Raw genomic sequence first — 25,856 nt, forward strand, 5'->3', positions numbered from 1 at the left:
GATAAAAGGTTTTATTACGACCTTTTCGGATAGCTTTTTCTTATTTCTTTTCCATAACTGCAAAGTAATTATTTTCATTATCAGCAAAATTGAATGCTCTACCAGTAGGTAAATCTACAACTTGTCCAACTATAACATTTTTCTCAGAAAGATTTTTATAAAGCTGATCTAAGTTATTAGAGAAGAACATAAGTGAAGGGGTATTTAAGTTTAATTCAGGTTGCATCTTCGCGATTAACGCTTTATCGTGAAGGACGATGCTTGTTCCCCCTTCTTTCGTTGGCGCAATTTCAATCCAGCGAAATCCTTGTCCGTTATTTTCTTCCGCAACGATTTGGAATCCTACTGTTTCTGTCCAAAATTGTACTGATTCATCTTGATTATTTACATATAACATAATTTGTCCGATTTGATTAATCATAGGTGTCTCCTGCTTTCTTTTCTTATATAGGTATTATTATATCAAAGATATGGTTTGAATACTTTTTCATGATTCTTTCGAATGGCAATCTTGGCCCATTTCATATTTGTCGTAGGAGAAGGCCCTGTAATCCAAGTATGAAATGGTAGTATGCTGCAAATGACCATTGCTGAAATAGAGATTGTGGCCGTTAGTATAAATAATAATAGGCTATATACTATTGTGTTTTCTTGCAATGTGAATAAAGAAAGAAACTTTGTACATAGTTGTAAGAAGAAAAAGTGTGCTAAATAAGCACCATACGTGTAATTCCCGATAAATCGTAAAGCTTTATATAAGAAACCGCGTCGCTGTACAATTGTAATAGATAGCACGTATAGTATGATAATTTCGCATACGATATATAGAAACATAGATGGTTTTAAATAAGTAGAAACAGTTAAATGAATAGAGTTCACGCCGTAAAAACTAAATAACTCATAATTGATGAATAAAAATAAGATGAAAAATAGTATTGTTATAAGCGGAATATGTTTCATGACGAATAAACGCCAAGTTTTTAATGCTACAGCAGCAATTCCCCCCATAACGAAATAGAATGAATAGAAGAAGAAAGAACGATCTGTGTAATGTAAAATAGTTGAACTAGTCAATTTCTCTCCATTAAAAATGTAGTGAGAAGAGTACCACATTAAGAAGAAATATAGACAAGCGAAAATGGTCATATATTTATATATGTCTTTTTTATTTTCTGTTCGTTTTTGAAACCAATAAAATAGTGTGCATAGTAACGGGAACAATAAGTGAATTTGGAACATCATAATAACGTACCAAAGATGAGGTGCAGCCGTTCCGAGTAATAAACTTTTTATTCCGCTTTGTAATGTAATAAGATCGTTTGTTGTTAATAAGTAAAGAATAGACCAAACGAAATAAGGAATGAGTAAGTGTGTGGCTTTTTCAGAAATATATTCTTTGTATACTAATTGCTTTGTGTAGTGACGAATTAAATGAAATCCAACGATAAATATGAATGCAGGTGCTGAAAATTTTGCAAGATTAAATAGCATGCCCATAATGAGGGATTGCTCGAGTAAGACATTTCCTTGATTCATTGTATATAATAAGGAACTTTGCAAAACGACAGCAAGAAATGCAATGCTTTGCAAAACTTTAAATTCTGGTGCGCTTTGTGTCATTGTGTCCATCTCCTTTTCCATACATGATTATAGTACGGAGAAAGGATGAAAGGTGTGGAATATTTGTGAAGATTTTAACAAATTTGTGGCGGGATGGGATTATATTAACGGTTTTGCTAATATATCTATCACAACTTTAAATATATCAACGATTTTTCCGATATATCTATCACAAATTCAAATATATCAACGGTTTTTCCGGTATATCTATCACAAATTCAAATATATCAACGATTTTTCCAATACATCGATTCACTGACAAATGACAACAAAAAGAGGATGCTCAAAACGAGCATCCTCTTTCTATCTATTAAGCAAATTTATTTTTGATCCAGTTCTTACCTTCTACAAGGCGAGCTGTCATTACGGCACAAGCATTATCTGCTGTTACGTTTAACATCGTTGCAGGTGGATCAATGATTGTACTAATTGCTGCGATAATTGGCAATGCTTCTGGTGGGAATCCGTATAGAGAAACGATTAACATTTCACCAATCATACCACCGCCTGGAATAGCACCCATTACGGTTCCTACTAATAGAGAAACGACAAGTGCGATTGCTAATGTTTTTGGTCCTTCAAATTCCATGTTGAAAATACCGAATAAGAAAGCAATCTTTAATACGCCGCCTAAAACCGATCCGTCTTTATGAAGTGTAGAACCAAGAAGGACAACTGTTTCACGAATGTCTGAAGAAATACCCATTTTCTTCGTTGCTTCTAAGTTCGCAGGAATACTTGCGGCACTACTACAAGTTGCAAGTGATGTAACTGTAGGAGAGACCATGTTTTTCCAAAATATTTGAACACCTTGTTTGCGACCTGCAAGGTAAGCATAGAACGTGAAGAATACAAAGAAGTAAATAAGTGAAGCTGGATAGTATACCATTGCCGCTCGGAAGTAAGTTCCAAGAAGTTGTGGTCCGAATTCACCAACTAATGCTGCGAAGTAAGCAGCAAGTCCGATTGGAGCGTAGTACATAATGAAAGATACGACTTTCATTGAAATTTCTGCACCAGCTTGTAGGAATGTAGCGAATGGCTTTCCTTTTTCACCAACTGCTGAAGTTGCAATCCCCATTAAGATAGAGAAGAAAATAAGAGCTAACATATTTTCACGAGATAGTAACTTTGAGAAGTCAGATACTGTTAGAATACCAACGATTTGATCAGCAACGCTAACAGCTTTTTCAGCTTTATCGGGCTGTGTTAATTCTAATACAACACCTTGTGCTGGCGGGAATACTTTCACGATGATAATCATAAAAATAGCAGCTAAAATACTCGTAAATAAGAAAGTCCCAGCCATACTAGACATAATTTTACCGAAACGTTTTAATCCATCCATATTAGCAATAGATGACGCGATGCTAAAGAACACAAGAGGTACAACAATCGTAAACATTAAGTTTAAGAAAATGTCACCAAGCGGCTTTAAAGCAACTGCATCGGCACCCATGAAATAACCAATGAAACCACCAATTAGGATAGAAGATAATAAAATAAGTGGAAAGCGATATGCCTTCATAAATATACCCTCCTATCGATTATAAAAAAATCATACTGAATCATTATAGCGAGTTAGAGTTCTATTTACTAGAAAAATACGGATAGATGGAATAGCGTGAAAACCGAGAAATTTTTGTTTTTGAGCTCGGCATACAGTTAGAAATCTAGACATATATATTTGTAACCTAGTGGTGGCAAGGGATGTACCATAACTTAGGTTTAGAAAAAGAGGGAGGGAAACAGGATGAATATTTTGCTTTGCTGTGCAGCGGGAATGTCTTCCAGTTTGATAGTTACAAAAATGGAGAAAGCGGCACAGGCAAGGGGGATAGAGGTGAAGATTTGGGCTGTATCAGGTTCAGAAGTGCGAGATCATATCGACGATGCAGATGTACTTTTACTTGGACCGCAAGTACGTTATTTATTACCGAAAATGAAAGAATTATGTAAGGCGAAAGGAATACCTGTTGATGTCATTCAATCCATCCATTACGGGCTTTGTAATGGAGAAGCTATCTTACAAGCAGCTTTGTCAATGAAACCATGAGGAGAGTGGGATAGATGATAAAGTTTTTAGAGAAATATGTGATGCCAGTGGCCGGGAAGGTTGCAGAGCAGAGACATTTGCAAGCGATTCGTGATGGAATTATTTTGACGATGCCTTTCTTGATTATTGGATCTTTCTTTCTGATTATTAGTGCTTTACCCATACCAGGGTATAATGATTTTATGGCAGGATTGTTTGGGGAGAGTTGGCAAAAAGCTTTGGGGTATCCAGTTAGCGCAACATTTAATATAATGTCTTTAATAGCCACTTTTGGAATCGCTTACAGACTTGGGGGATACTATAAGGTCGATGCATTAGCAGCAGGGGCGTTATCACTTGTGACATTCTTACTTGCAACTCCGTTTCAAGTTGCATATATAATACCAAGTACGAAGGAAAGTGTACTTGTAGAAGGGGCTATACCAGCTGTGTTAATGGGAAGCCAAGGGTTATTCGTTGCGATGATTATAGCACTTATATCTACTGAACTTTATAGATTTATTGTACAAAAAAAGCTGATTATAAAAATGCCAGAAACGGTACCACCAGCCGTAACACGTTCATTTGCAGCACTCGTTCCAGGGTTTATTGTTGTAACTGTTATTTGGATCTTACGCTTAATGATAGAAAATACTTCTTTCGGCAGCATCCATAATATTGTGGGAAAAATTTTACAAGAACCACTTAGTGCACTTGGTGCCAGTCTGTGGGGCGCGGTAATAGCCGTTATTATTGTCCATGTACTTTGGGCGTGTGGAATTCATGGTGCTGCAATTGTTGGTGGTGTAATGAGCCCAATTTGGTTGTCCTTAATGGACCAAAACCGAATCGCTTTTCAGGCTGGGCAAGATGTACCGAATACGATTACTGCACAGTTCTTTGACTTATGGATTTATATGGGCGGTTCTGGTGCAACACTTGCTTTAGTTGTAGGAATGTTATTATTTGCGCGAAGTCAGCAATTGAAAAGTTTAGGACGATTGTCGATTGCACCTGGTATTTTTAATATTAATGAAATGGTGACTTTCGGAATGCCGATTGTAATGAACCCACTTTTACTTATTCCATTTATATTGGTGCCAGTCGTATTAACGGTTGTTTCTTACTTTGCGATGGAATGGGGATGGGTTGCACGTCCGAGCGGAGCTGCTGTACCCTGGACGACACCTATTCTTTTTAGTGGATATTTAGGTTCGGGCGGGAAAATTTCAGGTGTTATTTTGCAGCTCGTTAACTTTGCACTGGCATTCTTCATTTATTTACCGTTCTTAAAAATATGGGATAAACAAAAATTGGCGGAAGAAAAGGGGGAGTAAAGAACTAAAATGGATACGATAGAGACGAAAGCTTTTCATTTAATCTTGCATGGAGGAAATGCGAGAAGTTGTTCAATGGAAGCAATTGATTGTGCTAAGCGCGGTGAATTTAAGGAAGCGGAATCTAAACTACAAGAAGCGTTAAATGAATTGCAAGAAGCGCACCGTTTACAAACAGAGCTCATACAGAAAGAGGCTGGCGGGGAAAAGACAGAAGTTACCCTGCTGATGGTACATGCGCAAGATCATTTAATGAACGCAATTACAGTGAAGGAATTGGCGAGTGAGTTTGTAGAATTATATAGGAAGATGTCAGTAGCTGAATGAACCTTGCTTATGCAAGGTTTTTTTCATGTTTTTAAAAGAGACAGTTATGACGAAACAAAGACCACTTACGCATGATTGTATGTGTTATTTCCAGGTTTATGTGAAAATGAAAGTGTAAAGGGAGCTTCATTATATGGTTTATGCTGACTTTATATTGGAAACGGAAAATAGCAAAATTAAATCATTAATTCAGATGAATAGAATATGTATGTGTGCTTACCATCAGTGGAGTGTTATAAATTCCACTGATGGTATTTTTATATTAACGAGCCTCCTTCTTCATGGGTAAATGGGGATGATAATTAATCGATAGTAACAAATTCTCCTACACCACGAATTAATTTTTTTATATGCATACGTTCTGGTTTTAGTACGCTTATTATAGAATCAATGGCTTTTTGAGGATCAACAGATGTGCCGCAAGTATAACAATCAATTGCTGCAAATTCCTTTTCAGGATAAGTGTGAATAGAGAGATGGCTTTCTGATAATAAAATTAATACCGTAACTCCATATGGGTGGAATTCCTTATTACTTACATTTAAAACGTGGGCACCAGAGCGATTCGCAGCGGCAACTAAATGATGTTCTAAAAAATGAATATCATTTAATAGAGAAAAATCTACGCCCCATAAATCTACTATTATATGACGCCCAAACGTAGAATATTCCATATACTTTCCCTTCCTTGTCAAAATATTATTAGAACATCATTTCTTGTTGATAGCAATGATGTAGAGTAAGGTCCGATTCTGAATTTAAAACGGCATTATTGCGGTGCTCTAAATGTTCTTCTTTAAATTGAAATAAAGGAGCAAGAAGAGAAGGTAATGTTCGAGGAACTGGTACTACATATAATTGTTCAATTTGATCAAGTACATAGGTAGAGTTAGCGGCAATATGAAATCCCCAGTCAGTTCCGAAAGAAGGAACAATTGTATGATAGCTTTTTACAATTAATCCGGCATGTTCAATTGTGTTACCGATACCCCAATATACAAGAGGTGCATCAGCAGGTGAATTAGATTGGCAGACAAATGCGCCATCCTCTGTTAGGAACGTAGCTATACGAGCAAAAATTTCACTTGTATATAAAGTGCTTAATAACTCTGTCGCTGGATCCGGAAAATCAATAATAATTACATCGTATAAAGAGGAAGGAGATTTCAGAAACTCTTTTGCGTCACATACATGTACATTTGCACGATCATCAAAAAATGCCTGTTGGTTTAAAGAAACTAATTCTGGAACATTGCGAGCCATCTTAATCATTTCTTCGTCTAAGTCCACGAGGTCTACATGGATAACCGTTTCATATTTTAAAACCTCTCTTAAAGCAAGACCATCGCCACCGCCTAATATGAGAACACGCTTTGGATCTATTACCTTTGACATAATCGGATGAACTAGTGCTTCATGATAGATTTGCTCATCGACGGAACTAAATTGTAGCTGCTTATCCAAATATAGACGGATATCACTTACTTGTAGCAAGTTAATATTTTGATAATTGCTTTTTTCTTCAAATAAACTTGTATGTTCGCCAGCTTGTATTTCTTTTAGTGAAATTTCATCCCATACATCTAAGCTGTGCGAATCTGTTGGTACTATTATTACATTTTCCGATTGTACTTGCTTGTCGTCTTCGTCCTGTTTATCCGGTTTGTCTTGCTTATCGTGTTTGTCTTGCTTATCGTGTTTATCTTGCTTGTCTTGTTTATCTTGCTTGTCTTGTTTATCTTGCTTGTCTTGTTTATCTTGCTTGTCTTGTTTATCTTGCTTGTCTTGTTTATCTTGCTTGTCTTGTTTATCTTGCTTGTCTTGTTTATCTTGCTTGTCTTGTTTATCTTGCTTATCTTGCTTATCTTGTTTATCTTGCTTGTCTTGTTTATCTTGCTTGTCTTGTTTATCTGGTTTACCTGGTTTACCTGGTTTGTCTTGTTTATCTTGCTTGTCTTGCTTGTCTTGTTTATCTTGCTTGTCTTGCTTGTCTTGTTTATCTTGCTTGTCTTGTTTATCTGGTTTACCTGGTTTGTCTTGTTTATCTTGCTTGTCTTGTTTATCTGGTTTACCTGGTTTGTCTTGTTTATCTTGCTTGTCTTGTTTATCTGGTTTACCTGGTTTGTCTTGTTTATCTTGCTTGTCTTGTTTATCTTGCTTGTCTTGTTTATCTTGCTTGTCTTGTTTATCTTGCTTGTCTTGTTTATCTTGTTTATCTTGCTTGTCTTGTTTATCTTGCTTGTCTTGTTTATCTTGCTTATCTTGCTTGTCTTGTTTATCTTGCTTGTCTTGTTTATCTTGTTTATCTTGCTCGTCTTGTGTGTCTTGCGTATCTTCAGTGTCCTGTTTGTCTAGTTTATAGGTGTTTGAATCTAATTCAGAACCTTCTTCATGTTTATACCATTTATTTTGAAACTGTATTCTATAAATCTTCATTCTATTCTTTTTTCTATGCTTTGGCATTGGAATCCCCTTTCGAAATACTTTATTTTATTCTATTCTATGTAATTTAATAGAGTTTGACTGGACAATAGTTAGACGAGTGTCTTGAATAGGTATTTGTTTTTGATTTGAGTCGAAATATTATATTTTTCGTTATTATATTTTCACGCTTTAAAAAAATTAGTGTTTTTTTGTTTTGAATACAACTAGACAACTAAACACTAATCTATTTTCATACAGTTATGTGTTAAAAGCGTGTTGTTTTATAACACACTGTGTGTTTTTTGGGTAACACACTGATTGAAAGCGTTAACACACAAAGAAAACAGTCGAAAAAGTGCTAATTTTAGTGGTTTTAAAAAGTTGGCACGATAATTGCATTAATAAATAGCGTAAAGAAAAATAAAAAACATAAATTTTTATACCACACAAGGGGGATTTATAAATGAATATTTTATTATGTTGTTCAGCAGGGATGTCTACAAGTTTACTAGTTACAAAAATGGAAGCGGCCGCAAAAGCTCGTGGTCTAGAAGGTAAGATTTGGGCTGTATCTGGGGATGCAGTAAAAAACAATATCGATCAAGCAGATGTACTATTATTAGGACCGCAAGTTCGTTACATGCTTTCTTCAATGAAAACGCTTGCTGATGAGAGAAACGTTGGAATCGATGTTATTAATCCAATGCACTACGGCATGATGAATGGAGAAGCAGTTTTAGATCACGCATTAACACTTAAAAAATAATTAGGGGGGAAGCGAAATGCAAAAGTTTATTGCATTTATGGAGAAATATATTGTTCCTGTCGCTGGTAAAATCGGATCGCAACGTCACTTAGCTGCGATCCGTGACGGATTTATTGCAGTTATGCCACTTATTTTAGTTGGTGCACTGGCATCACTAATTAATGGTTTTCCGTCTGAAGCTTTCCAAGATTTCATGAAAGGTTTGTTTGGTGAAACGTGGAAACAAGTCGGCGGTGGAATGTGGACTGGTTCTTTCGCGATTCTAGCACTAATCATAGCATTTACAACAAGTTATAACTTAGCAAAATCTTACGGCGTTGATGGTTTGTCAGCAGGTATTATTTCATTTGGTGCGTTAATTATTCTTACGCCAACAACACCGAAAGAAGGCGGATTGAACTTAGCTTGGACAGGTGCACAAGGGTTATTTGTAGCAATTATCGTGGCACTCCTTGTTACTGAAGTATTCCGTTTCTTTGTACAAAGAAACATTACTTTTAAAATGCCTGATGGAGTACCACCAGCAGTTTTAAGATCTTTCGCAGCTATAGTTCCAGCATTTGTTATCTTAACAGTAGTTGCAGGTATTCAATTAGCAGTGAAATTAGCTGGTACAAGTGTTCATGAATTTATCTTTAATACGATTCAATCACCACTACAAAGTTTAGCAGGGACATTACCAAGTGCAATTGTCATTGTACTCCTTGTTCATCTTCTTTGGTTCTTCGGCTTACATGGTCCAAATATCGTTGGTGGTATTATTGAGCCATTATATTTACCGGCATTAGAGAAAAACATGAAGTTATTCCAAGGTGGTACATCTGCATTTGATGTTCCAAACATTATTACAAAACCATTCTTTGATACTTTCGTATATCTTGGTGGTTCTGGTGCAACATTAGCATTCTTAGTAGTGGTATTACTTGTAGCAAAAAGTGCACAGTTACGCGGTGTATCTCGCTTATCAATTGGACCAGGTGCATTCAATATTAATGAACCGGTAATATTTGGTACACCAATTATTTTAAATCCAGTGTTATTCTTACCGTTTATCATAACACCAATTGTATTAGTAATTACTTCTTATACAGCTATATCTATTGGCTGGGTACCAAAAACAGTTGCGATGATCCCATGGGCAACACCACCAATTATTAGTGGTTATCTTGTAACAGGTGGACATCTTTCAGGTGCAATTCTACAGTTATTCAACTTTGTAATTGCGATGGTAATCTATTATCCATTCGTTGTATTATGTGACCGTTCAGTTGTTCGTACTGAAAAAGAAGCAGCGCAAGGAAACAACAACTCTGTACCTATGTAACATAGAGATTGTTCTCACAGACAACGGTGTCTGTGAGAACAATTACCTTTATATCATGTTCAAAAAGATGAAAAACATCTATATGAACACTAAACTATCATTAATAAATTCATACTTTAATAGACATGTTCAAACTGAAGGGGTATTTAAATCGGTTGAACCTTATAGAGAGGGCGGTAATTATGATGACTACAGCAGAACAAATTCCATTCCAATTGATTTTAAATAGTGGTAACGCACGAAGCTTTGCGATGGAGGCACTTCAATTTGCCAAACAGGGGAAAATGGCAGAAGCAGATGAAGCGATGGTAAAGGCGAAAGAAGCGATTAATGAAGCGCATCATTTCCAAACAGAGCTCATACAATCAGAAGCAAGAGGAGAAAAAACAGAGATTAGTGTTCTTTTAATTCACGCACAAGATCATTTAATGAATGCGATTACAGTGAAAGAATTAGCAGCAGAGTTTATTGATCTTTATAAAAAGCTTGAAGCGAAAGGGGAATAAAGCATGACTGGAATTAAAATTGCTACAATCGGCGGTGGATCGAGTTATACACCAGAGTTAATTGAAGGATTTATTAAACGTTATGATGAGCTTCCTGTTCGTGAAATTTGGTTAGTAGATATTGAGGCAGGAAAAGAAAAGTTAGAAATCGTTGGTAACTTAGCGAAACGTATGGTGAAAAAATCAGGTTTACCAATTGAGATACATTTAACACTTGATCGCCGTGAGGCATTAAAAGATGCTGACTTCGTAACAACACAACTTCGTGTTGGTTTATTAGAAGCACGTGCAAAAGATGAAGCAATCCCGTTAAAATATGATGTAATCGGTCAGGAAACAAATGGTCCTGGTGGTTTATTCAAAGCGTTGAGAACGATTCCTGTTATTCTAGATATTTGTAAAGACATGGAAGAGCTCTGTCCAAATGCATGGTTAATTAACTTTGCAAATCCAGCTGGTATGGTAACAGAGGCTGTCCTTCGTTATACAAATATTCAAAGAGTAGTTGGTCTATGTAACGTTCCAATCGGAATTCGTATGGGTCTTGCAAGATTACTTGAAGTAGATGCGAGTCGTGTTCATGTTGATTTCGCAGGTTTAAATCATATGGTATACGGACTAGATGTATATTTAGATGGCGTAAGTGTAATGGACCGTGTGTTAGAGCTTGTAACAGATCCAGAAAAGCAAATTACGATGGAAAATATCGCAGCGCTTAACTGGGAGCCAGACTTTATTCGCGGTCTTCGCGCTATTCCGTGTCCATACCATCGTTACTACTATAAAACACGTGAAATGTTAGAAGAAGAGAAAGAAGCTTCGATTGAAAAAGGTACACGTGCAGAGGTAGTAAAACAATTAGAAGATGATTTATTCGAGTTATATAAAGACCCGAATTTAGATATTAAGCCACCACAATTAGAAAAACGCGGCGGAGCTTATTATAGTGACGCAGCATGTAGCTTAATTACGTCTATTTACAATAATAAAGGTGATATCCAGCCTGTTAATACACGAAACAACGGGACAATTGCAAGCTTGCCACATGATTCGGCTGTTGAAGTGAACTGTATTATTACGAAAGAAGGTCCAAAACCAATTGCGGTTGGAGACTTACCGGTACCAGTTCGCGGTTTAGTACAGCAAATTAAATCATTTGAGCGCACAACAATTGAAGCTGCTATTACAGGGGATTATCATAAGGCGCTGCTTGCTATGACAATTAATCCACTTGTACCATCAGATAAAGTTGCAAAACAAATTTTAGATGAAATGTTGGAAGCACATAAAGAACATCTTCCACAATTCTTTAAGAAGATAGAGAAATAAAGCGGCGCTATTTAGCCCGCTTTTTTTAATTCTAGTAGGAGGTATTGCGATGATTAAGCTAATTGTAAATGCAGATGATTTCGGTCTTACGGAAGGTACGAATTACGGAATTATTGATGGACATAAAAACGGGCTTGTAAATTCAACGACGATGATGATGAATATGCCAGGGACAGAGCATGCCGTACGCTTAGCGAAAGAGTATAAAACGTTAGGGATAGGAGTTCATCTCGTATTAACGGCAGGAGAACCACTTTTAAAGGATGTACCATCACTTGTGAGTAGCGATGGATTGTTTCATAAACAAAGTGTTGTATGGGAAGGAAATATAAATCCAGAAGAGGTAGAAAAAGAATGGATTGCTCAAATTGAGAAGTTTTTGTCTTACGGTTTAACACCAACTCATTTAGATAGTCATCATCATGTACATGGGTTACCACTTTTACATGACGTTCTTGAGAGATTAGCAGGTAAATATAATGTTCCAATTCGTCGTTGTGAGGAAGATCGAGCAGTGCGCCCATTTTCTGATGCGTTTTACAGTGATTTTTACGCTGACGGTGTAACGGAAGATTACTTTGTGAAGTTAAAGGGAAGAGTGCAGGACGAGCAAACGGTAGAAATTATGGTTCATCCAGCTTATATTGACCCAGAGCTTGTGAAGCGTTCTTCTTACGTAATGGATCGCGTGAAAGAGTTGCGTATTTTAACGGAGAGCACGTTGCCAGAGGGAATGGAGCTTGTGAAGTTTTAATAAGAAAACGACGGCTGAATAGGGCCGTCGTTTTTTGTGCTTACAAAATGGATAGAACATATCCGCCGAAGGCTCCGATTATAACGATAACCCAAGGTGGTGTTTTCCAAAAAGCGAGTAAGCAAAATAGGAGAGAAGCAAAAACGAAATCTATAGAATTCATAATTGTACTCGTCCAAATTGGATCATAAAAAGCTGCAAGTAAAATGCCGACAACGGCTGCGTTTACTCCAAGTAATGCACCTTGTATGTAAGATACTCTCCTTACACTGTCCCAAAATGGTAAAACGCCAACAACGAGCAGGAAGGCAGGAAGAAAGATAGCGATCGTTGCAACAACTGCTCCGGCGGTTCCATTTAGCACTGCTCCTATATAAGAAGCGAATGTAAATAGTGGCCCTGGCACTGCTTGTGTTAATCCGTATCCAGCAAGAAATTGTTCTTTTGTCATCATCCCGTTTTGTACAAACTCACTTTCAAGAAGAGGAAGTACGACATGTCCTCCTCCGAATACAAGTGCACCAGAGCGATAGAAGCTGTCAAATAAAGATATAAAATAAGAGTACGGTCGTAACATTGGTAGCAGTATTAATAGCCCGAAGAATAAGACGAGACAAGACATAGCTACCATTTTTGAAATAGGTACGTCTATTTTATTTGCTTGGCTAATTGGCTGACCGCGATATAAAAACCAACCAATAAAGCCAGATACTATAATGAGAATGACTTGTGTCCAGCTACTTGGCCATAATAGGGCGATTGCGGCAGTTACAATCGCGATTGTTGCACGGTTTCGATCCGGTGTTAACTTTTGAGCCATTCCCCATATTGCATGAGCGACAATTGCGACCGCTACAAGTTTCAGTCCATGAATCCAGCCTGTACTTCCAAGTTCGAACTGGTTCAGGAAGGAAGCGAAAAAGACTAAAACGAGCACAGACGGGAGAGTGAATCCAATCCATGAAATAATGGCTCCTAATAATCCGCCGCGTAATAAGCCAATTCCCATCCCGACTTGGCTGCTAGCAGGGCCAGGAAGGAATTGACATAGGGCTACTAAGTCCCCGTAACTTCGTTCATCCATCCATTTTCTTTTTTGCACGTATTCGTGGTGGAAATAACCAAGATGAGCGACAGGGCCTCCAAACGAAGTAAGTCCTAATTTAAATGATACGAGAAAAATCTCCATTAATAATCGAAAAGAGTAGTTGTTAATCTTCAAAAGAACCTCCTAGAATGTTTTTCTAAGTGGATTATACAAGAGGCAGTAAAGTGAATGAAATGATTTCTATGTAAAGATTTTGTGAATCTTTTAGTTGTAATTAAAAATTGAAAAAGTCATAAATCATTATGTCTAAACCATAAAGTAGTAGAAGTAGTGCTGGGAAATTTATATGAGGAGAATGCCCGTATGACAACACATTTCTTTGCTAGGTTAACAGGGAAGAGGGAAGTACCTCCTGTAAATACAGAAGCTTACGGTGTAACAGAGCTCATTTTTAGTGAAGATTTAAAGAAGTTGCAATATCGGGTCATATTAAAAAACATAAAAAAAATTACGTCATGCCAAATTCATTTAGGAAAAGCGAATCAAATTGGTCCAGTTGTTTTAAGTTTGTTTGGTCCGTTAGAGCAAGGAATTAGTGTGAATGAAGGAGTCGTTACTGGTGTAGCTAAAGTGGAGGATTTTGAAGGGCCTTTACAGGGGAGAGCATTTGACAGCTTGTTTCAAGAGATGATGCAAGCCAATGTATATGTAAATGTTTATACGAAATCTAATAAAAAAGGAGAAATAAGGGGGAGAATAAGGGAAGTAAAGAAGTAAGAGAAAAGGCTGTCCAAAAAGCATTTTGGAACAGCCTTTTCTAATTATATAGAGTGCTACTATTGTTAATTATTTTCGGTAAATCAATATATTTTAAAAATCGCTAATATAATTTCATTTACTACGTACTTAGGGTACTACTCGAAAATATCACCTAGTTTAATTTTTTACAGGTTGGTTTTTGATGAAGAAGTCCATTACATAGAATACTTCGTCATCTGGTATTTGTATTTCAAATGTATTTTCGATAGGTTGCAGTGCTTTTTTAACTTTCATATACATCCAGTACTCATCTTGTCTTCGTTTCTCTTTATCAGGATGAGGGAGGAGACTTTCGCCTTTTTGAAGACGGTCAACCATGCAGCTCATATGCAAAATCACACCCATTAAACTGTCGGGAGTTAGCTGTAAAGAAATCAATTCTTGAATTGTATTTAATGCATAACGAATTGTTTTAATAAGTAATGCCCCATCGTTACGCTGCATTTGTTGTTCAAGAATATCTGCCATTTTTGCATATGTTTCTTCATACGTAATCAATTCTTGAATTGGCTGAATTGCTGTGTAGTTTACAATGTCTTGGAAATGATATGTTAAGCAAGGTACTTGTACATCGAAATTCGTGACGATACAAATGATGTTACGCTCTTTCTTAATGTTCTCAATCATTTTCGTTAAATCTTTTTCGTGAACGATGCTAATCGGAATAATTTCAATTAAGTCTTTATCAAAGCGTAAATAGTTCTCCAACATTTTTTGAATTGCTAAAGCACTTCCTTCACCAGTTAAACAAGCTGTTAAAATCACGGATTTCATTGGCGACAGTGGCTTTTTCTTTTCTTCCTGTACGTTTAAATAGAACGGCGTTAAGTTCTTCACTGTTTCGTATAGTGCATCTAATGAATAGCCAAGCTGAGCTTTTCGAGCTGCTTCTAGTGCGTGTGGCGTGCTCGTCATTGAAAGAACACGGACAGGGATTTTGAATTCAGTTTCTAATATATCACCAATATAAGCGAGAGATCCCATATCAACAAGTAAGAGAAGCCCGTTTACATTTTGAAGTGTTTTCATATACACTTTAACACGCTCTAAGAAGTCTTTTGGTGATTCATGCAAGGGCATATCGATACCAGTTACTTCATCGATACCGAGAAGTTCGTTTGAGACGTTTGCCATTTCTGTTGCGATGCCATTACCGTGAGCTAATATTAATACTTTTACTTCTGTTTGTGAGGAGGGAATTGGATCAACAACGAAGAACATTGTTAAAAACCCAGCTTCATCAATAGGCATTGTTATTTGTAATTCTTCTTCTAATAGCTGAATACATTGCATAGCTACGGAAAAAGCTTCTTTATACTTCGTACGAATTTGATTTAATTGTGGGTGGTGAATTTGTTTCCCGCCCTGCAAACGTTGTAGAGTTGTCTGTACATGTAAACTTAAGGCGAGAAACACTTTTTCATCGAAAGTTTTAGATAAATATTTTTCAGCTAATTCCGCAATTTTTTCACACACGGAAACAATATTACGATCCACAATTTTAAAAACATTTTCATGACTTGTTTTTTTAGATATTTGGTTAAAGTATTGGACGAAAAAGCTTTGAATATCATTTTCTATTAGTAATTCTAATTCTTCCTCTTCAATGCCGCGTGCTTGAAGTTCTTCGTATTTATAATCAATATAATCGTAAATAGAAGAGCGACTTCCTTCGGGTTCTACTGTATGCTTACTCCAACCTTCATCAACTGTAAATACAAATGTTTCATTTGGTATTTGATATAGATGACGGCTCTTTCTTTCAATAAATAATCCTTCTTTCATATACCAAGGTAAATCTGTACTTGAAACATAGACAGAATCACGTTTCTTTGTTACGAAATCAGAATAAGCTTTCGCACAGGCAATTTGTACGTCCGTTTTCAATTGACCGATGTTATTTGGACAATTGTAAAAGACGAAAGCACGCATTGTATTTGGACTAACATGAATCTCTTTCCTTAGACGAATTGCTTCATTTGTGAAAAATAGCTGTAGTAAAGCAAACCGTTCTTTATGTGTTCGCTCACGAAGTGGTGGAAGCGTAACGGTCATCGGAATACGTCTTGTAAATGTTTTTAATAAAAATGAGTTTGGTTCTTCGGTTGTTGCAGTAATAATCAACACTCGTGCCTTACGTTCATTTTCCGTTTCTCCAAGGCGGCGGTATACTCCGCGATCAATAAATGTGAAGAGCATCTCTTGTCCTTCTGGAGGAAGGCGATGTACTTCATCTAAGAAAAGGATTCCTTCATGTGCTTTTTCAATTAAACCTTTTTGATCACTGGCACCTGTGTAAGCTCCTTTTTTTATCCCAAATAACTGTCCAAGTAGTAGTTGTGGATTGTTTGCATAATCAGCACAGTTAAAGACGATGAAAGGTGCATCTTTTGGAAGTTGTTCCACTTCAATTGCGTATTCGTGCATTAAAGAAGCGAACATTGATTTTCCGACCCCTGTTTCTCCAAGTAGTAAAGTATGCATACCGTTTGGAGGATAGAGAATCGAAGCTTTTGCTTTTTCAATTGCAATTTTTAGGCTTGTATTTTCAATAGCAAATGTATCTAATGAAGTGCCCTTTGTTGAATGCGTTTCCAATGAAGTGTTTGTTTCTATATAAAAACGGACAGGGCGTGTACTCGTTTTTAATAAACGATTATCTTTCACAAGCTTGTTTAAATCGCTACTAACATTTGCACGGTCTAACTGTAGAAGTGTAGCGAGTTCTGATGCTGTTACACCTTCTGTATAATTCCCTTTTTGTATTGCGTTAAAAATGAGATTTATTCGTTTCATTTCTATTCACCTCGAAACTTCATCACTATTTAAAATTTTACACAAAAATGGGAAGTGTGGGAAGAGAAAAATAAAACAGCTTTAGTACATAGGCACTAAAGCTGTTACAATCTTGTGTCTTTCCAAAAATTCACTTCGAGATGGGAAGATGGATTGTAGGGAAGTAGTTTATATCCTTGTGAGTGCAAATAATCAATTACTTTTGGGAGTATTTGCACTGTGACACTAGAATCATGCATTAAAATAACCTCTACTTGTTCATCGCTTTGATTTCGTACTCTTTCTAGTATTGCGGAAGGATTATCATAGCTTTTCCAGTCATATGTATCAATTGTCCAATCCCACATTTTATACTGGGCAGATACGAGTGCATCACGGTAATTCTTTTTTAAGTAAGGCATGCTACCGTATGGGACACGAACGAGATGTGTATTTAAATGTGTAACTTGCTGGACAATGTTTTGGGTTTGCTCCATTTCTGCAATTAAAACAGATGGATCGCCAGTATAAAGACGTTTTACATCATGTGACATACTATGGAGACCGATATAATGTCCATCTTTAATTAATCGCTCCATCGTTTTTTTATAATGTGGCACCTTTCCGCCAATAACGAAGAAAGTTGCTTTTCCGTTCTTCTCTTTTAAAATATTTAAAATTTGTGGTGTGTATTTATTTGGTCCGTCATCAAATGTTAAGTACGCAATTTTTTGTGTAGGAGAGGTAGTTTGAGTGCTTTGGTAATCTTCTGCTTGAATGTCTGTAGTTGCTTTTGTATTCGATGATGCGTACATAGTAATAGATAAAAATAAAATTATACATTGAAGTAATCGCTTGATCATAACATTCACCCTCAGTTTGACAATCAAGATGTAAAAATGAAAATTTGATACTTTTTTCGTTATACGTATATCTTTCTCCAATAGAGGCACTCTCAAACAATCTATATTTTGGAAATGGGGAATAAGGATTAAAAAATAAAAAATAGCATCCTCTTATGAAAAGAGGATGCTATTTGAATATTTCATAATAGTAAAGGCTATACTACAATTAGTCTTCGCGTTTTTTGACTTTTTTATAGAAGGAAATAATTGGTTTGTAACGTTCGTGTACAAGACCGATTACTTCAGCAATGATTTCTGTAAAGAAGATTAAAACGAAAAGAAGAATAATCGATAACCATAATGTCGCACTAGTGAAAATGATTGCATTTACACTAAAGAATATACCAAATGCGTAAATAATTAGTACCGTTTTACGATGAGAGAATCCCATTGCAAGTAAACGGTGATGTAAATGCGACTTATCTGGTGCTGAAATAGGCTTTTTATTTACGATACGGCGGATAATTGCAAACGTCGTATCAAATATAGGTACACCTAAAATAATAATTGGAACGATAAAGCTGAATAACGTTACGCTTTTGTATAATCCAAGTAACGATATAACAGAAATACAGTATCCTAAAAATAGTGCCCCTGTATCTCCCATGAAGATTTTTGCTGGATGGAAGTTGTAGAATAAAAATCCAATTGTACTTGCTAATGTAATCAGTGCTAGAGGTAATATAATAGCTGCTCCAGTACCCCATGGGCTAGTGAAGGCCATATATGCTAGCGTTGCAAGTACGATAGATGAAATCCCTGCGGATAATCCATCTAATCCATCAATTAAGTTGATGGCATTTGTAATACCGACAATCCAAAATACTGTAATTGGATAAGCAAGCCATCCGAGTTCAGTATCTCCAAGGATTGGAATATATAATACTTGCACTAATAATCCACTTTTGACAATCATGATGGCAACTAATAGTTGTCCACCGAATTTTACCTTCGCAGATAGTTCGTACATATCATCTAAAATCCCGATGATAACAATGATGATAGCACCTAAAGTTATCGATAGCATTCTTTGTTCGTATAATCCACCGACAACAAATCCTACAGCTACACCAATGAAAATTGCTAACCCGCCAAGACGAGGCATAATTTTTTGGTGTACTTTACGTGCGTTTGGCTTATCTGTTGCTCCTATTTTGAAAGCTAATTTAATAACTAAAGGAGTAACGACGAGTACAGTGATGAAAGATGCCAAAATGGCATAAATCACTTGTGAGTCCATTAATACCCCACCCTTTATAGTTTAACGTAATTTTTTTAATCGTATTTATCTGAAAATTATGATGTTTATTTACAGGCTCATAACATATGGTATCACAAAAAGATTAGAATTCAATCTTTTTTTCTTTTGGCTGTAAAGGGGGGCGAATAGAATATATGACAATTGGATACGGAATGTTGTGTCCTTTGAGAAGGTTGATCTCATATTGTGGCTTGTAATATGACATTGTACCTCCCTCTCATATAGCGATGACTTTTGTTTCAGTATTATAAGTGTTGCACGTAAAAATGAGTAAGTTCCGTGTTAAAATGTGGGAATTTACATTTTGTATATATTGCATCATTTAACTTTACAAAATCTTAAAAAATAATAAAAAAACAATTCATATAATAAAGAAGTGAAAGAGTTTTCTCATTCTTAGTGTGAGAGGGGGAAGCACAGGGGGAGTTCTATGTATTCGTATATTTTCTTATGTATATTCCTGTGCGAAAGGAAAATGAAAATTACGATAATAGGTACCGGATATGTTGGATTGATTACGGGAGTAGGATTGGCGAGATTAGGACATTTAGTCACATGTTTTGATATAAATAGTGGGAAAATTGAACGGATTAAACAAGGGGAGTTACCTATTTATGAATGTGGATTAAATGAATTAATAAATGAAGCATACGAAAATAATCATTTAACTTTTACAGCAAGTAAATCAAAGGCATTTAATGATGTAGAGTTTATATTTATTGCAGTTGGAACGCCATCTTCATTAGATGGAACAGCAGATTTAACGTATATTCGTAGTGCTTGTGATGATATTGGAACATATGTGAATAACGATATTATTGTTGTTACGAAAAGTACGGTTCCTGTAGGGACAAATGATGTAATGAGAAAATGGATTGAGGAGAAACTACAAGGTAGACATGAATTATATATTGTATCGAATCCAGAATTTTTAAGGGAAGGTTCTGGTATTTATGATTTTTTTCATGGTGATCGTATCGTAATCGGATCATGTAGTGAAGAAGCGGCAAGGAAAGTAGAGAATTTGTACAGCAAATTAAGCTTAGAAACGTATATTACAGATATTCGAAGTGCTGAGATGATTAAATATGCATCTAATGCTTTTTTAGCCACGAAGATTAGTTTTATTAATGAAATTTCTAATATATGTGAGCAAGTGGGGGCAGATATAGTAGATGTAGCTACAGGGATGGGAATGGATAAGAGAATTGGTGCATCTTTTTTAAATGCAGGCATCGGATATGGAGGATCTTGTTTTCCAAAAGATACGAAAGCACTTGTGCAAATTGCAGGGAATGTTTCTCATGATTTTCGCTTGTTGAAAGCAGTCATTGAAGTGAATAATAAACAACAGTTGTTGTTAGTTGAAAAAGCGAAGAAAATTATAGATATGAAGAAGAAGCGAATTGCGGTTCTTGGTGCAGCATTCAAACCGAATACTGACGATATTAGGGAAGCACCATCTCTTATTATAATAGAAGAATTAATTAATATAGGTGCGGATGTGGTTGTATATGACCCGCAAGCCATTCAGAATGTAAGAGGTTTATTTGGAAATACGATACGATACGCTGAGTGTATAGATGAATCGATTAGAGAGGCGCATGCAGTTTTTATCGTAACAGAATGGGAATCAATTCGAAATTATCCGCTAGAAAAGTATGCACAGCTTATGAGGGAACCTATTCTATTTGATGGGAGAAATTGTTATACTAATGAGGATGCCGAGGAGCATGGATTAAATTATTACTCAGTTGGGCGAAAAGACGTCTGTAATAGTAATGTTTCTCAGGTGCGTTAAAAAGTGTATTTTCACATGCATATTTTTATATGCGATAATAGAAGTTTTAACTAGTGAAAGAAAAGAGGCAATGAAATGACTGAACGTTTAAAAGTAATGACAATTTTCGGGACACGACCAGAAGCAATTAAAATGGCACCTCTTGTATTAGAGTTGCAAAAGCACCCAGAAAAGATTGAATCAATTGTGACTGTAACAGCACAACACCGTCAAATGTTAGATCAAGTATTAAATATCTTTGGAATTACGCCAGATTTCGATTTGAATATCATGAAAGATCGTCAAACGTTAATCGATATTACAACACGTGGTTTAGAAGGTTTAGATAAAGTAATGAAAGAAGCGAAGCCTGATATCGTACTTGTGCATGGTGATACAACGACGACATTTATTGCAAGCTTAGCTGCTTTCTATAATCAAATTCCAGTAGGACATGTTGAAGCAGGACTTCGTACATGGGATAAGTATTCTCCATATCCAGAAGAGATGAATCGCCAACTAACAGGTGTAATGGCGGATCTTCATTTCTCACCTACAACAAAATCAGCGACGAACTTACAAAAAGAAAATAAAGATGAGTCACGCATTTTCGTAACAGGAAATACAGCGATCGATGCACTGAAGACGACTGTAAAAGAAACTTATAGCCATCCGGTGTTAGAGAAACTTGGAAATGATCGTCTTGTACTTATGACAGCACATCGTCGTGAAAACTTAGGAGAACCAATGCGCAATATGTTCCGTGCAATTAAGCGTCTTGTTGATAAGCACGAAGATGTACAAGTTGTATACCCTGTTCATATGAACCCTGTTGTTCGCGAAATAGCGAATGATATTTTAGGTGAGCATGGCCGCATTCATTTAATTGAGCCGCTAGATGTAATCGATTTCCATAACGTTGCAGCTCGTTCATACTTAATGTTAACTGATTCTGGTGGTGTACAAGAGGAAGCACCATCACTAGGTGTGCCAGTTCTTGTCCTTCGTGACACGACGGAACGCCCAGAAGGTATCGAAGCAGGTACGCTGAAATTAGCAGGAACAGATGAAGAGACAATCTTTGGTCTTGCTGATGAGTTGTTATCTGATAAAGAAGCTCATGATAAGATGACGAAAGCATCTAACCCTTACGGCGATGGTCGTGCATCAGAGCGTATTGTAGAAGCGATTTTACAACACTTTAACAAGTAGGGGGAAACTTTAATAAATGGGGTTTTCATCTTCCGTTTATTATTGGCCCGCAACAATTGCGGGAAATAAAAAGAGCCAAATCGTATACGATTTGGCTCTTTTTTTATTCATGATTCCTCATAATCCACTCTGCATGAGCATTTGTAGAAGGGGGAGGAGGAGGTGGTGTTTTGTTCTCACTCGGTTCCTTCTTTGCTTTTGCACTGGAGTTAGAATTTGCATCGGAATTTGTATTCTCATTTTTCGTAGTCTCTGTTGGGGCTTGTTCTTTTTCCCCTATTTCTTTTTCAATTTCCTTACGTACCGTCTCTACACTGATTGGATCCGGAAGGAAGTAATAAATACCACCTATTTTTTTGTCTTCTCCTTCAATCTTTAACGTTTGTATGGTAGAAGGATCAAATCCAGAGATTTTATTGTAAAGAGCAAGTCCGTCTGAAATAGGAATGTCGGTTTTTATATATTTTCCAACGACATTTGTTAAATCCTTAATTTTAAATACAGTAGAGGCGGAATTTAATTTTTGAGCAACAGCGGCTAGTAATTGTCTTTGTCTAGCGGCCCGACCATAATCGCCGTTTGGATCCTGCTTTCGCATACGGACGTAAGCGAGTGCTTCTTCACCGTTTAAGTTTTGCTGTCCCTGCTTAAATTGGATTTTTTTGTAGTAATCCACGTCAGAACGTTCCCAAAAATCGAAAGGGACATCAACGGTAACACCGCCAACAGCATCAACGATACCTTTAAAGCCTTGGAAATCGATTTTAATATAATGGTCTACAGGAACTTTTAGAAAACCTTCGACAGTTTTGATTGCCATTTTTTCTCCACCGTAAGCATGCGCAGCGTTAATTTTGTCTTCTTTGTTCTTTCCAACGATTGGAACGCGAGTATCACGAGGAATACTCATAAGCGAAACCTTTTGAGTTTTCGGATTGACTGTCGCAAACATTAGTGAATCTGTACGACCATTTTGACCGTCTGTTGCATAATCCTCTATCCCCATAATGAGGATTGTAAAAGGTTCCTTTGTAATTTCTACATCTTCGGCTCTTAAATCCGATTTTTCACGGTTAAATCCACTGTACATCCCCATGAGAGAAGTGTAGGAATTTAACATATAAAGTCCTACGCTACCAAATAAAAATGCGAAAATAAGAAAGAAGAAAAGTTTTCTTCTACGTTTCTTTTTTATTCTGCTATTTTGGAGATGATAATAACGTTCTTCCATATATAATCTCCTTATTCATTTGTAGGGAATTAATTCACTACATTAATCTTTAAAGGCGATAAGTTAGCTATTCTTAGATAACGTCTTGTTCTAAGTACAACATATCCCCTTCTTTAATTGTACATTTCCCGTTTGTTAATTCAATCATCCAATTTGTGAATGGTTGTTTTTTGTCCTCTTCTACATACGTATGAAATGTGACATTTTCTAGGTAATGTATATCTTTAATGGCATATTCTGAATTGCGTAATTCATTTTCGACTTTGCCAAGTAAAGTGTAATCAATTTCTGTTTGCATAACGCGCATTAGTTTTCGCTCAACAACGCCTACATGGTTAAGACCTTCACTTGTACACTTTCCATATGCACGAATTAATCCGCCAGCACCAAGTTTAATGCCGCCAAAATAGCGCGTAACGACGACGACAGTATCTTTTAGACCTCGTTTTTTTAATACTTCTAACATAGGTACACCAGCTGTGCCGCTCGGTTCACCATCATCGTTCGCTTTTTGAATTTGATCTTGTTCACCGATTAAATATGCGGAACAATTATGTGTTGCATTCCAATGCTGTTTTTTTATTTTTTGTATAAATGCTTGAGCTTCCTCTTCCGTTGTGGCGCGACTCACATAGCAAATGAATCTTGATTTTTGAATGACAATTTCATGCTCGCCGTAGCCTTTTATTGTTAAATATTGTAATAACAATGGTATACGCCCCTATCTTTCAAACTAACTAGTACTTTACATTTTAAAAGCGAGCGTTTTTATATTCAAACATTTTTTACAAATATGTTGAAATTTTTGGTGAGTATTTTATCTTTTTGTTGTAATTTGTCGAGCGGGTGATTGTAGTTTCAACCGGCATTTTTATGTATGGATGCACCTTTTCTAGTTTTCGTGTAAAATTAGGGGATAAAAATTTTTTATAAGGCAGGTACGAAAATGAAAACAGCTATTGTTACTGATAGTACAGCATATATACCGAAGCATATTCGTGACGAACTAAATATATATATGATTTCATTAAACGTTGTGTTTGGAACGGAATCTTATCAAGAAGAAGCTGAAATTTCAGCAAATGATTTTTATGTAAAAGTACGTGAACAGGAAGAACTTCCGAAAACTTCGCAGCCGGCGATTGGAAAGTTTTTAGAGTTATATGAGAAATTATCTAAAGAATATGATGCAGTTATTAGTATTCATCTTTCAAGTGGAATTAGTGGTACATATCAAACAGCAACGACAGCTGGCCAGATGGTAGATGGTATTGATGTATATACGTATGACTCTGAAATCAGTTGTGAAGTACAAGGGTTTTTCGTACGTGAAGGTGCGAAATTAGCAAGTGAAGGGAAGGCACCAGAAGAGATTATCGCTCGCTTTGATGAAATGAAGCAAACGATGGATGCTTATTTTGTAGTGGATGACTTACATCATTTACAGCGCGGTGGAAGATTAAATAGCGCGCAAGCTTTCATCGGTAGTTTGTTACAAGTCAAACCAGTATTATACTTTAGAGATAAAGTAATTATTCCATTCGAAAAAATTCGTACGCGTAAAAAAGCGTTAAAGCGTATCGTTGAAATCTTTGATGAGCAGGCCAATAAAGGTGTGCCTATGGAAGCTGTTATTATTCATGCGAATCGTGAAGAGGAAGCTAATGAATGGAAACAAGAATTAGAAGAAAGATACCCTCATGTTACAATTCGCACGAGTTATTTCGGAGCTGTAATTGGGACGCATTTAGGTGAAGGTGCGCTTGGTTTAGGTTGGTATACGAAGTGATAAAGATATAAAAGCTCTCTTACTTGAAGAGGGTTTTTTTACGGATATTTTACGGGGATTTGACAAGTTAATATTTGGAAATGGTAAAATGTACGTAAAATTAAATAATGAGGAAAGTTTTATTACTTACTTTTTACAAGAAACTATCTTATAATAGAAGAGAGGTGAAACATATGGAGCATAATTCTTGTTTATGTCCAAAGTTTGAGTCAGCTTTTACAATGCTTAGTAAGAAATGGACTGGCTTAATTATTAAATCTTTACTTGAAGAGCCGAAACGTTTCAGAGAAATCGCAGATATTATACCGAATATGAGCGATCGTATGTTGTCAGAACGTTTAAAGGAATTAGAAGGTGAAGGTATTGTAGTTCGTAATGTTTACCCAGAAGTACCAGTTAGAATCGAGTACGGTTTAACTGATAAAGGGAAAGCGTTGGAAAGTGTTATGGATGAGGTCCAAAATTGGGCTGAGAAATGGATGAAGTAACGTTTCTATCTTATTCATATTGGATTATTTTCAAAACGTAAGGGATTCCCTTACGTTTTTTTCAACTCTGTAAAAAACGGCGTAAGGCTCTTAAAATTCTACATATATATACAAATTTAGATATAC

General features: G+C 36.3%; 24 protein-coding genes. 13 read left to right on the forward strand and 11 right to left on the reverse strand.

All coding sequences use genetic code 11. From position 1 onward, the window contains the following. Positions 1–40: 40 nt before the first annotated feature. From QCI75_RS01415 to QCI75_RS01425, 3 genes are all read right to left on the reverse strand, one after another. Positions 41–421, reverse strand: coding sequence for a VOC family protein (locus QCI75_RS01415; protein WP_144505066.1), 381 nt, complete (start codon positions 419–421; stop codon positions 41–43). A gap of 41 nt (positions 422–462) precedes the next feature. After that, the gene (locus QCI75_RS01420) at positions 463–1,620 is read right to left on the reverse strand and encodes an acyltransferase (protein ID WP_353759883.1); all 1,158 of its coding nucleotides are present in this window, start codon (positions 1,618–1,620) and stop codon (positions 463–465) included. A 310-nt stretch (positions 1,621–1,930) separates the two neighbouring features. Then, the gene (locus QCI75_RS01425; protein WP_289360776.1) at positions 1,931–3,148 is read right to left on the reverse strand and encodes a dicarboxylate/amino acid:cation symporter; all 1,218 of its coding nucleotides are present in this window, start codon (positions 3,146–3,148) and stop codon (positions 1,931–1,933) included. A 225-nt stretch (positions 3,149–3,373) separates the two neighbouring features. On the opposite strand from QCI75_RS01425, the gene QCI75_RS01430 reads away from it, so the two are divergent. From QCI75_RS01430 to QCI75_RS01440, 3 genes are read left to right on the forward strand one after another with little or no spacing between them, the layout of a single operon-like run. Further along, complete coding sequence (locus QCI75_RS01430; protein ID WP_144505058.1) at positions 3,374–3,676, forward strand: PTS sugar transporter subunit IIB; 303 nt, start codon at positions 3,374–3,376, stop codon at positions 3,674–3,676. Between the two features lie 14 nt (positions 3,677–3,690). Beyond that, positions 3,691–4,992 carry a PTS cellobiose transporter subunit IIC gene (gene celB / locus QCI75_RS01435; RefSeq protein ID WP_144505056.1) on the forward strand — a complete coding sequence of 434 codons (1,302 nt, stop codon included), beginning with the start codon at positions 3,691–3,693 and terminating at the stop codon, positions 4,990–4,992. A 9-nt stretch (positions 4,993–5,001) separates the two neighbouring features. After that, positions 5,002–5,319, forward strand: coding sequence for a PTS sugar transporter subunit IIA (locus QCI75_RS01440; protein ID WP_353759884.1), 318 nt, complete (start codon positions 5,002–5,004; stop codon positions 5,317–5,319). Between the two features lie 302 nt (positions 5,320–5,621). Here the strand turns inward: QCI75_RS01440 and speD are convergent, their stop codons facing one another. Both speD and QCI75_RS01450 read right to left on the reverse strand, forming a co-directional pair. Next, complete coding sequence (gene speD, locus QCI75_RS01445) at positions 5,622–5,993, reverse strand: adenosylmethionine decarboxylase (protein WP_002123961.1); 372 nt, start codon at positions 5,991–5,993, stop codon at positions 5,622–5,624. A gap of 28 nt (positions 5,994–6,021) precedes the next feature. Further along, positions 6,022–7,755: a polyamine aminopropyltransferase gene (locus QCI75_RS01450; protein WP_353759885.1), complete on the reverse strand. Its 1,734-nt coding sequence runs from the start codon at positions 7,753–7,755 to the stop codon at positions 6,022–6,024. 451 nt (positions 7,756–8,206) lie between these two features. Here QCI75_RS01450 and QCI75_RS01455 point away from each other — a divergent pair, with 451 nt between their 5' ends. From QCI75_RS01455 to chbG, 5 genes are all read left to right on the forward strand, one after another. After that, the gene (locus QCI75_RS01455; RefSeq protein WP_078994117.1) at positions 8,207–8,509 is read left to right on the forward strand and encodes a PTS sugar transporter subunit IIB; all 303 of its coding nucleotides are present in this window, start codon (positions 8,207–8,209) and stop codon (positions 8,507–8,509) included. Between the two features lie 16 nt (positions 8,510–8,525). Continuing rightward, complete coding sequence (gene celB, locus QCI75_RS01460; RefSeq protein ID WP_001168820.1) at positions 8,526–9,833, forward strand: PTS cellobiose transporter subunit IIC; 1,308 nt, start codon at positions 8,526–8,528, stop codon at positions 9,831–9,833. 182 nt (positions 9,834–10,015) lie between these two features. Continuing rightward, positions 10,016–10,339 carry a PTS lactose/cellobiose transporter subunit IIA gene (locus QCI75_RS01465; protein ID WP_000989050.1) on the forward strand — a complete coding sequence of 108 codons (324 nt, stop codon included), beginning with the start codon at positions 10,016–10,018 and terminating at the stop codon, positions 10,337–10,339. Positions 10,340–10,342: 3 nt separating this feature from the next. Then, positions 10,343–11,668, forward strand: coding sequence for a 6-phospho-beta-glucosidase (gene celF / locus QCI75_RS01470; RefSeq protein ID WP_353759886.1), 1,326 nt, complete (start codon positions 10,343–10,345; stop codon positions 11,666–11,668). Positions 11,669–11,717: 49 nt separating this feature from the next. Further along, positions 11,718–12,422, forward strand: coding sequence for a chitin disaccharide deacetylase (gene chbG, locus QCI75_RS01475; RefSeq protein ID WP_353759887.1), 705 nt, complete (start codon positions 11,718–11,720; stop codon positions 12,420–12,422). 40 nt (positions 12,423–12,462) lie between these two features. Here chbG and QCI75_RS01480 read toward each other — a convergent pair whose 3' ends face one another. After that, entirely contained in the window at positions 12,463–13,644 is a 1,182-nt protein-coding gene (locus tag QCI75_RS01480) for a chromate transporter (RefSeq protein ID WP_353759888.1), read from the reverse strand. Positions 13,645–13,833: 189 nt separating this feature from the next. On the opposite strand from QCI75_RS01480, the gene exsM reads away from it, so the two are divergent. After that, positions 13,834–14,247, forward strand: a complete 414-nt coding sequence (gene exsM, locus QCI75_RS01485; RefSeq protein WP_144506655.1) for an exosporium regulatory protein ExsM — start codon at positions 13,834–13,836, stop codon at positions 14,245–14,247. A gap of 159 nt (positions 14,248–14,406) precedes the next feature. Here exsM and QCI75_RS01490 read toward each other — a convergent pair whose 3' ends face one another. From QCI75_RS01490 to QCI75_RS01500, 3 genes are all read right to left on the reverse strand, one after another. Then, complete coding sequence (locus QCI75_RS01490; RefSeq protein WP_353759889.1) at positions 14,407–17,085, reverse strand: sigma-54-dependent transcriptional regulator; 2,679 nt, start codon at positions 17,083–17,085, stop codon at positions 14,407–14,409. Positions 17,086–17,189: 104 nt separating this feature from the next. Continuing rightward, positions 17,190–17,927 carry a polysaccharide deacetylase family protein gene (locus tag QCI75_RS01495; RefSeq protein ID WP_353759890.1) on the reverse strand — a complete coding sequence of 246 codons (738 nt, stop codon included), beginning with the start codon at positions 17,925–17,927 and terminating at the stop codon, positions 17,190–17,192. Between the two features lie 208 nt (positions 17,928–18,135). Next, positions 18,136–19,209 (reverse strand): glycosyltransferase family 4 protein, encoded by a 1,074-nt coding sequence (locus tag QCI75_RS01500; protein WP_070145488.1) that lies wholly within the window; start codon positions 19,207–19,209, stop codon positions 18,136–18,138. A 451-nt stretch (positions 19,210–19,660) separates the two neighbouring features. Between QCI75_RS01500 and QCI75_RS01505 the strand changes: the two genes are divergently transcribed. Continuing rightward, the gene (locus tag QCI75_RS01505) at positions 19,661–21,031 is read left to right on the forward strand and encodes a UDP-glucose dehydrogenase family protein (RefSeq protein WP_353759891.1); all 1,371 of its coding nucleotides are present in this window, start codon (positions 19,661–19,663) and stop codon (positions 21,029–21,031) included. A gap of 75 nt (positions 21,032–21,106) precedes the next feature. Further along, a complete protein-coding gene (gene wecB / locus QCI75_RS01510) occupies positions 21,107–22,222 on the forward strand; it encodes a non-hydrolyzing UDP-N-acetylglucosamine 2-epimerase (RefSeq protein ID WP_353759892.1) in 1,116 nt (371 codons plus the stop codon). A 103-nt stretch (positions 22,223–22,325) separates the two neighbouring features. Here wecB and QCI75_RS01515 read toward each other — a convergent pair whose 3' ends face one another. Together QCI75_RS01515 and QCI75_RS01520 are read right to left on the reverse strand one after the other, a co-directional pair. Continuing rightward, positions 22,326–23,453, reverse strand: coding sequence for an LCP family protein (locus QCI75_RS01515; protein WP_353759893.1), 1,128 nt, complete (start codon positions 23,451–23,453; stop codon positions 22,326–22,328). A gap of 73 nt (positions 23,454–23,526) precedes the next feature. Next, entirely contained in the window at positions 23,527–24,162 is a 636-nt protein-coding gene (locus QCI75_RS01520; protein ID WP_353759894.1) for a YigZ family protein, read from the reverse strand. Between the two features lie 237 nt (positions 24,163–24,399). Between QCI75_RS01520 and QCI75_RS01525 the strand changes: the two genes are divergently transcribed. Continuing rightward, positions 24,400–25,242, forward strand: a complete 843-nt coding sequence (locus QCI75_RS01525; protein WP_144506661.1) for a DegV family protein — start codon at positions 24,400–24,402, stop codon at positions 25,240–25,242. A 173-nt stretch (positions 25,243–25,415) separates the two neighbouring features. Next, positions 25,416–25,730 (forward strand): winged helix-turn-helix transcriptional regulator, encoded by a 315-nt coding sequence (locus tag QCI75_RS01530; protein ID WP_002112882.1) that lies wholly within the window; start codon positions 25,416–25,418, stop codon positions 25,728–25,730. Positions 25,731–25,856: the final 126 nt, after the last annotated feature.

It is taken from the genome of Bacillus cereus group sp. RP43 (genome assembly GCF_040459645.1).
Taxonomy (GTDB): Bacteria; Bacillota; Bacilli; order Bacillales; family Bacillaceae_G; genus Bacillus_A; species Bacillus_A mycoides_C.

Bases quoted from the DNA above. Each gene is read 5' to 3' on its own strand.
- QCI75_RS01440 (WP_353759884.1), top strand. From the start codon at position 5,002: ATGGATACGATAGAGACGAAAGCTTTTCATTTAATCTTGCATGGAGGA.
- celB (WP_001168820.1), top strand. From the start codon at position 8,526: ATGCAAAAGTTTATTGCATTTATGGAGAAATATATTGTTCCTGTCGCT.
- QCI75_RS01425 (WP_289360776.1), bottom strand. From the start codon at position 3,148: ATGAAGGCATATCGCTTTCCACTTATTTTATTATCTTCTATCCTAATT.
- celB (WP_144505056.1), top strand. From the start codon at position 3,691: ATGATAAAGTTTTTAGAGAAATATGTGATGCCAGTGGCCGGGAAGGTT.
- chbG (WP_353759887.1), top strand. From the start codon at position 11,718: ATGATTAAGCTAATTGTAAATGCAGATGATTTCGGTCTTACGGAAGGT.
- QCI75_RS01500 (WP_070145488.1), bottom strand. From the start codon at position 19,209: ATGGACTCACAAGTGATTTATGCCATTTTGGCATCTTTCATCACTGTA.
- QCI75_RS01490 (WP_353759889.1), bottom strand. From the start codon at position 17,085: ATGAAACGAATAAATCTCATTTTTAACGCAATACAAAAAGGGAATTAT.
- QCI75_RS01495 (WP_353759890.1), bottom strand. From the start codon at position 17,927: ATGATCAAGCGATTACTTCAATGTATAATTTTATTTTTATCTATTACT.
- QCI75_RS01415 (WP_144505066.1), bottom strand. From the start codon at position 421: ATGATTAATCAAATCGGACAAATTATGTTATATGTAAATAATCAAGAT.
- QCI75_RS01530 (WP_002112882.1), top strand. From the start codon at position 25,416: ATGGAGCATAATTCTTGTTTATGTCCAAAGTTTGAGTCAGCTTTTACA.
- QCI75_RS01515 (WP_353759893.1), bottom strand. From the start codon at position 23,453: ATGGAAGAACGTTATTATCATCTCCAAAATAGCAGAATAAAAAAGAAA.
- wecB (WP_353759892.1), top strand. From the start codon at position 21,107: ATGACTGAACGTTTAAAAGTAATGACAATTTTCGGGACACGACCAGAA.
- speD (WP_002123961.1), bottom strand. From the start codon at position 5,993: ATGGAATATTCTACGTTTGGGCGTCATATAATAGTAGATTTATGGGGC.
- QCI75_RS01455 (WP_078994117.1), top strand. From the start codon at position 8,207: ATGAATATTTTATTATGTTGTTCAGCAGGGATGTCTACAAGTTTACTA.
- QCI75_RS01505 (WP_353759891.1), top strand. From the start codon at position 19,661: ATGTATTCGTATATTTTCTTATGTATATTCCTGTGCGAAAGGAAAATG.
- QCI75_RS01430 (WP_144505058.1), top strand. From the start codon at position 3,374: ATGAATATTTTGCTTTGCTGTGCAGCGGGAATGTCTTCCAGTTTGATA.
- celF (WP_353759886.1), top strand. From the start codon at position 10,343: ATGACTGGAATTAAAATTGCTACAATCGGCGGTGGATCGAGTTATACA.
- QCI75_RS01465 (WP_000989050.1), top strand. From the start codon at position 10,016: ATGATGACTACAGCAGAACAAATTCCATTCCAATTGATTTTAAATAGT.
- QCI75_RS01420 (WP_353759883.1), bottom strand. From the start codon at position 1,620: ATGACACAAAGCGCACCAGAATTTAAAGTTTTGCAAAGCATTGCATTT.
- QCI75_RS01525 (WP_144506661.1), top strand. From the start codon at position 24,400: ATGAAAACAGCTATTGTTACTGATAGTACAGCATATATACCGAAGCAT.
- exsM (WP_144506655.1), top strand. From the start codon at position 13,834: ATGACAACACATTTCTTTGCTAGGTTAACAGGGAAGAGGGAAGTACCT.
- QCI75_RS01450 (WP_353759885.1), bottom strand. From the start codon at position 7,755: ATGAAGATTTATAGAATACAGTTTCAAAATAAATGGTATAAACATGAA.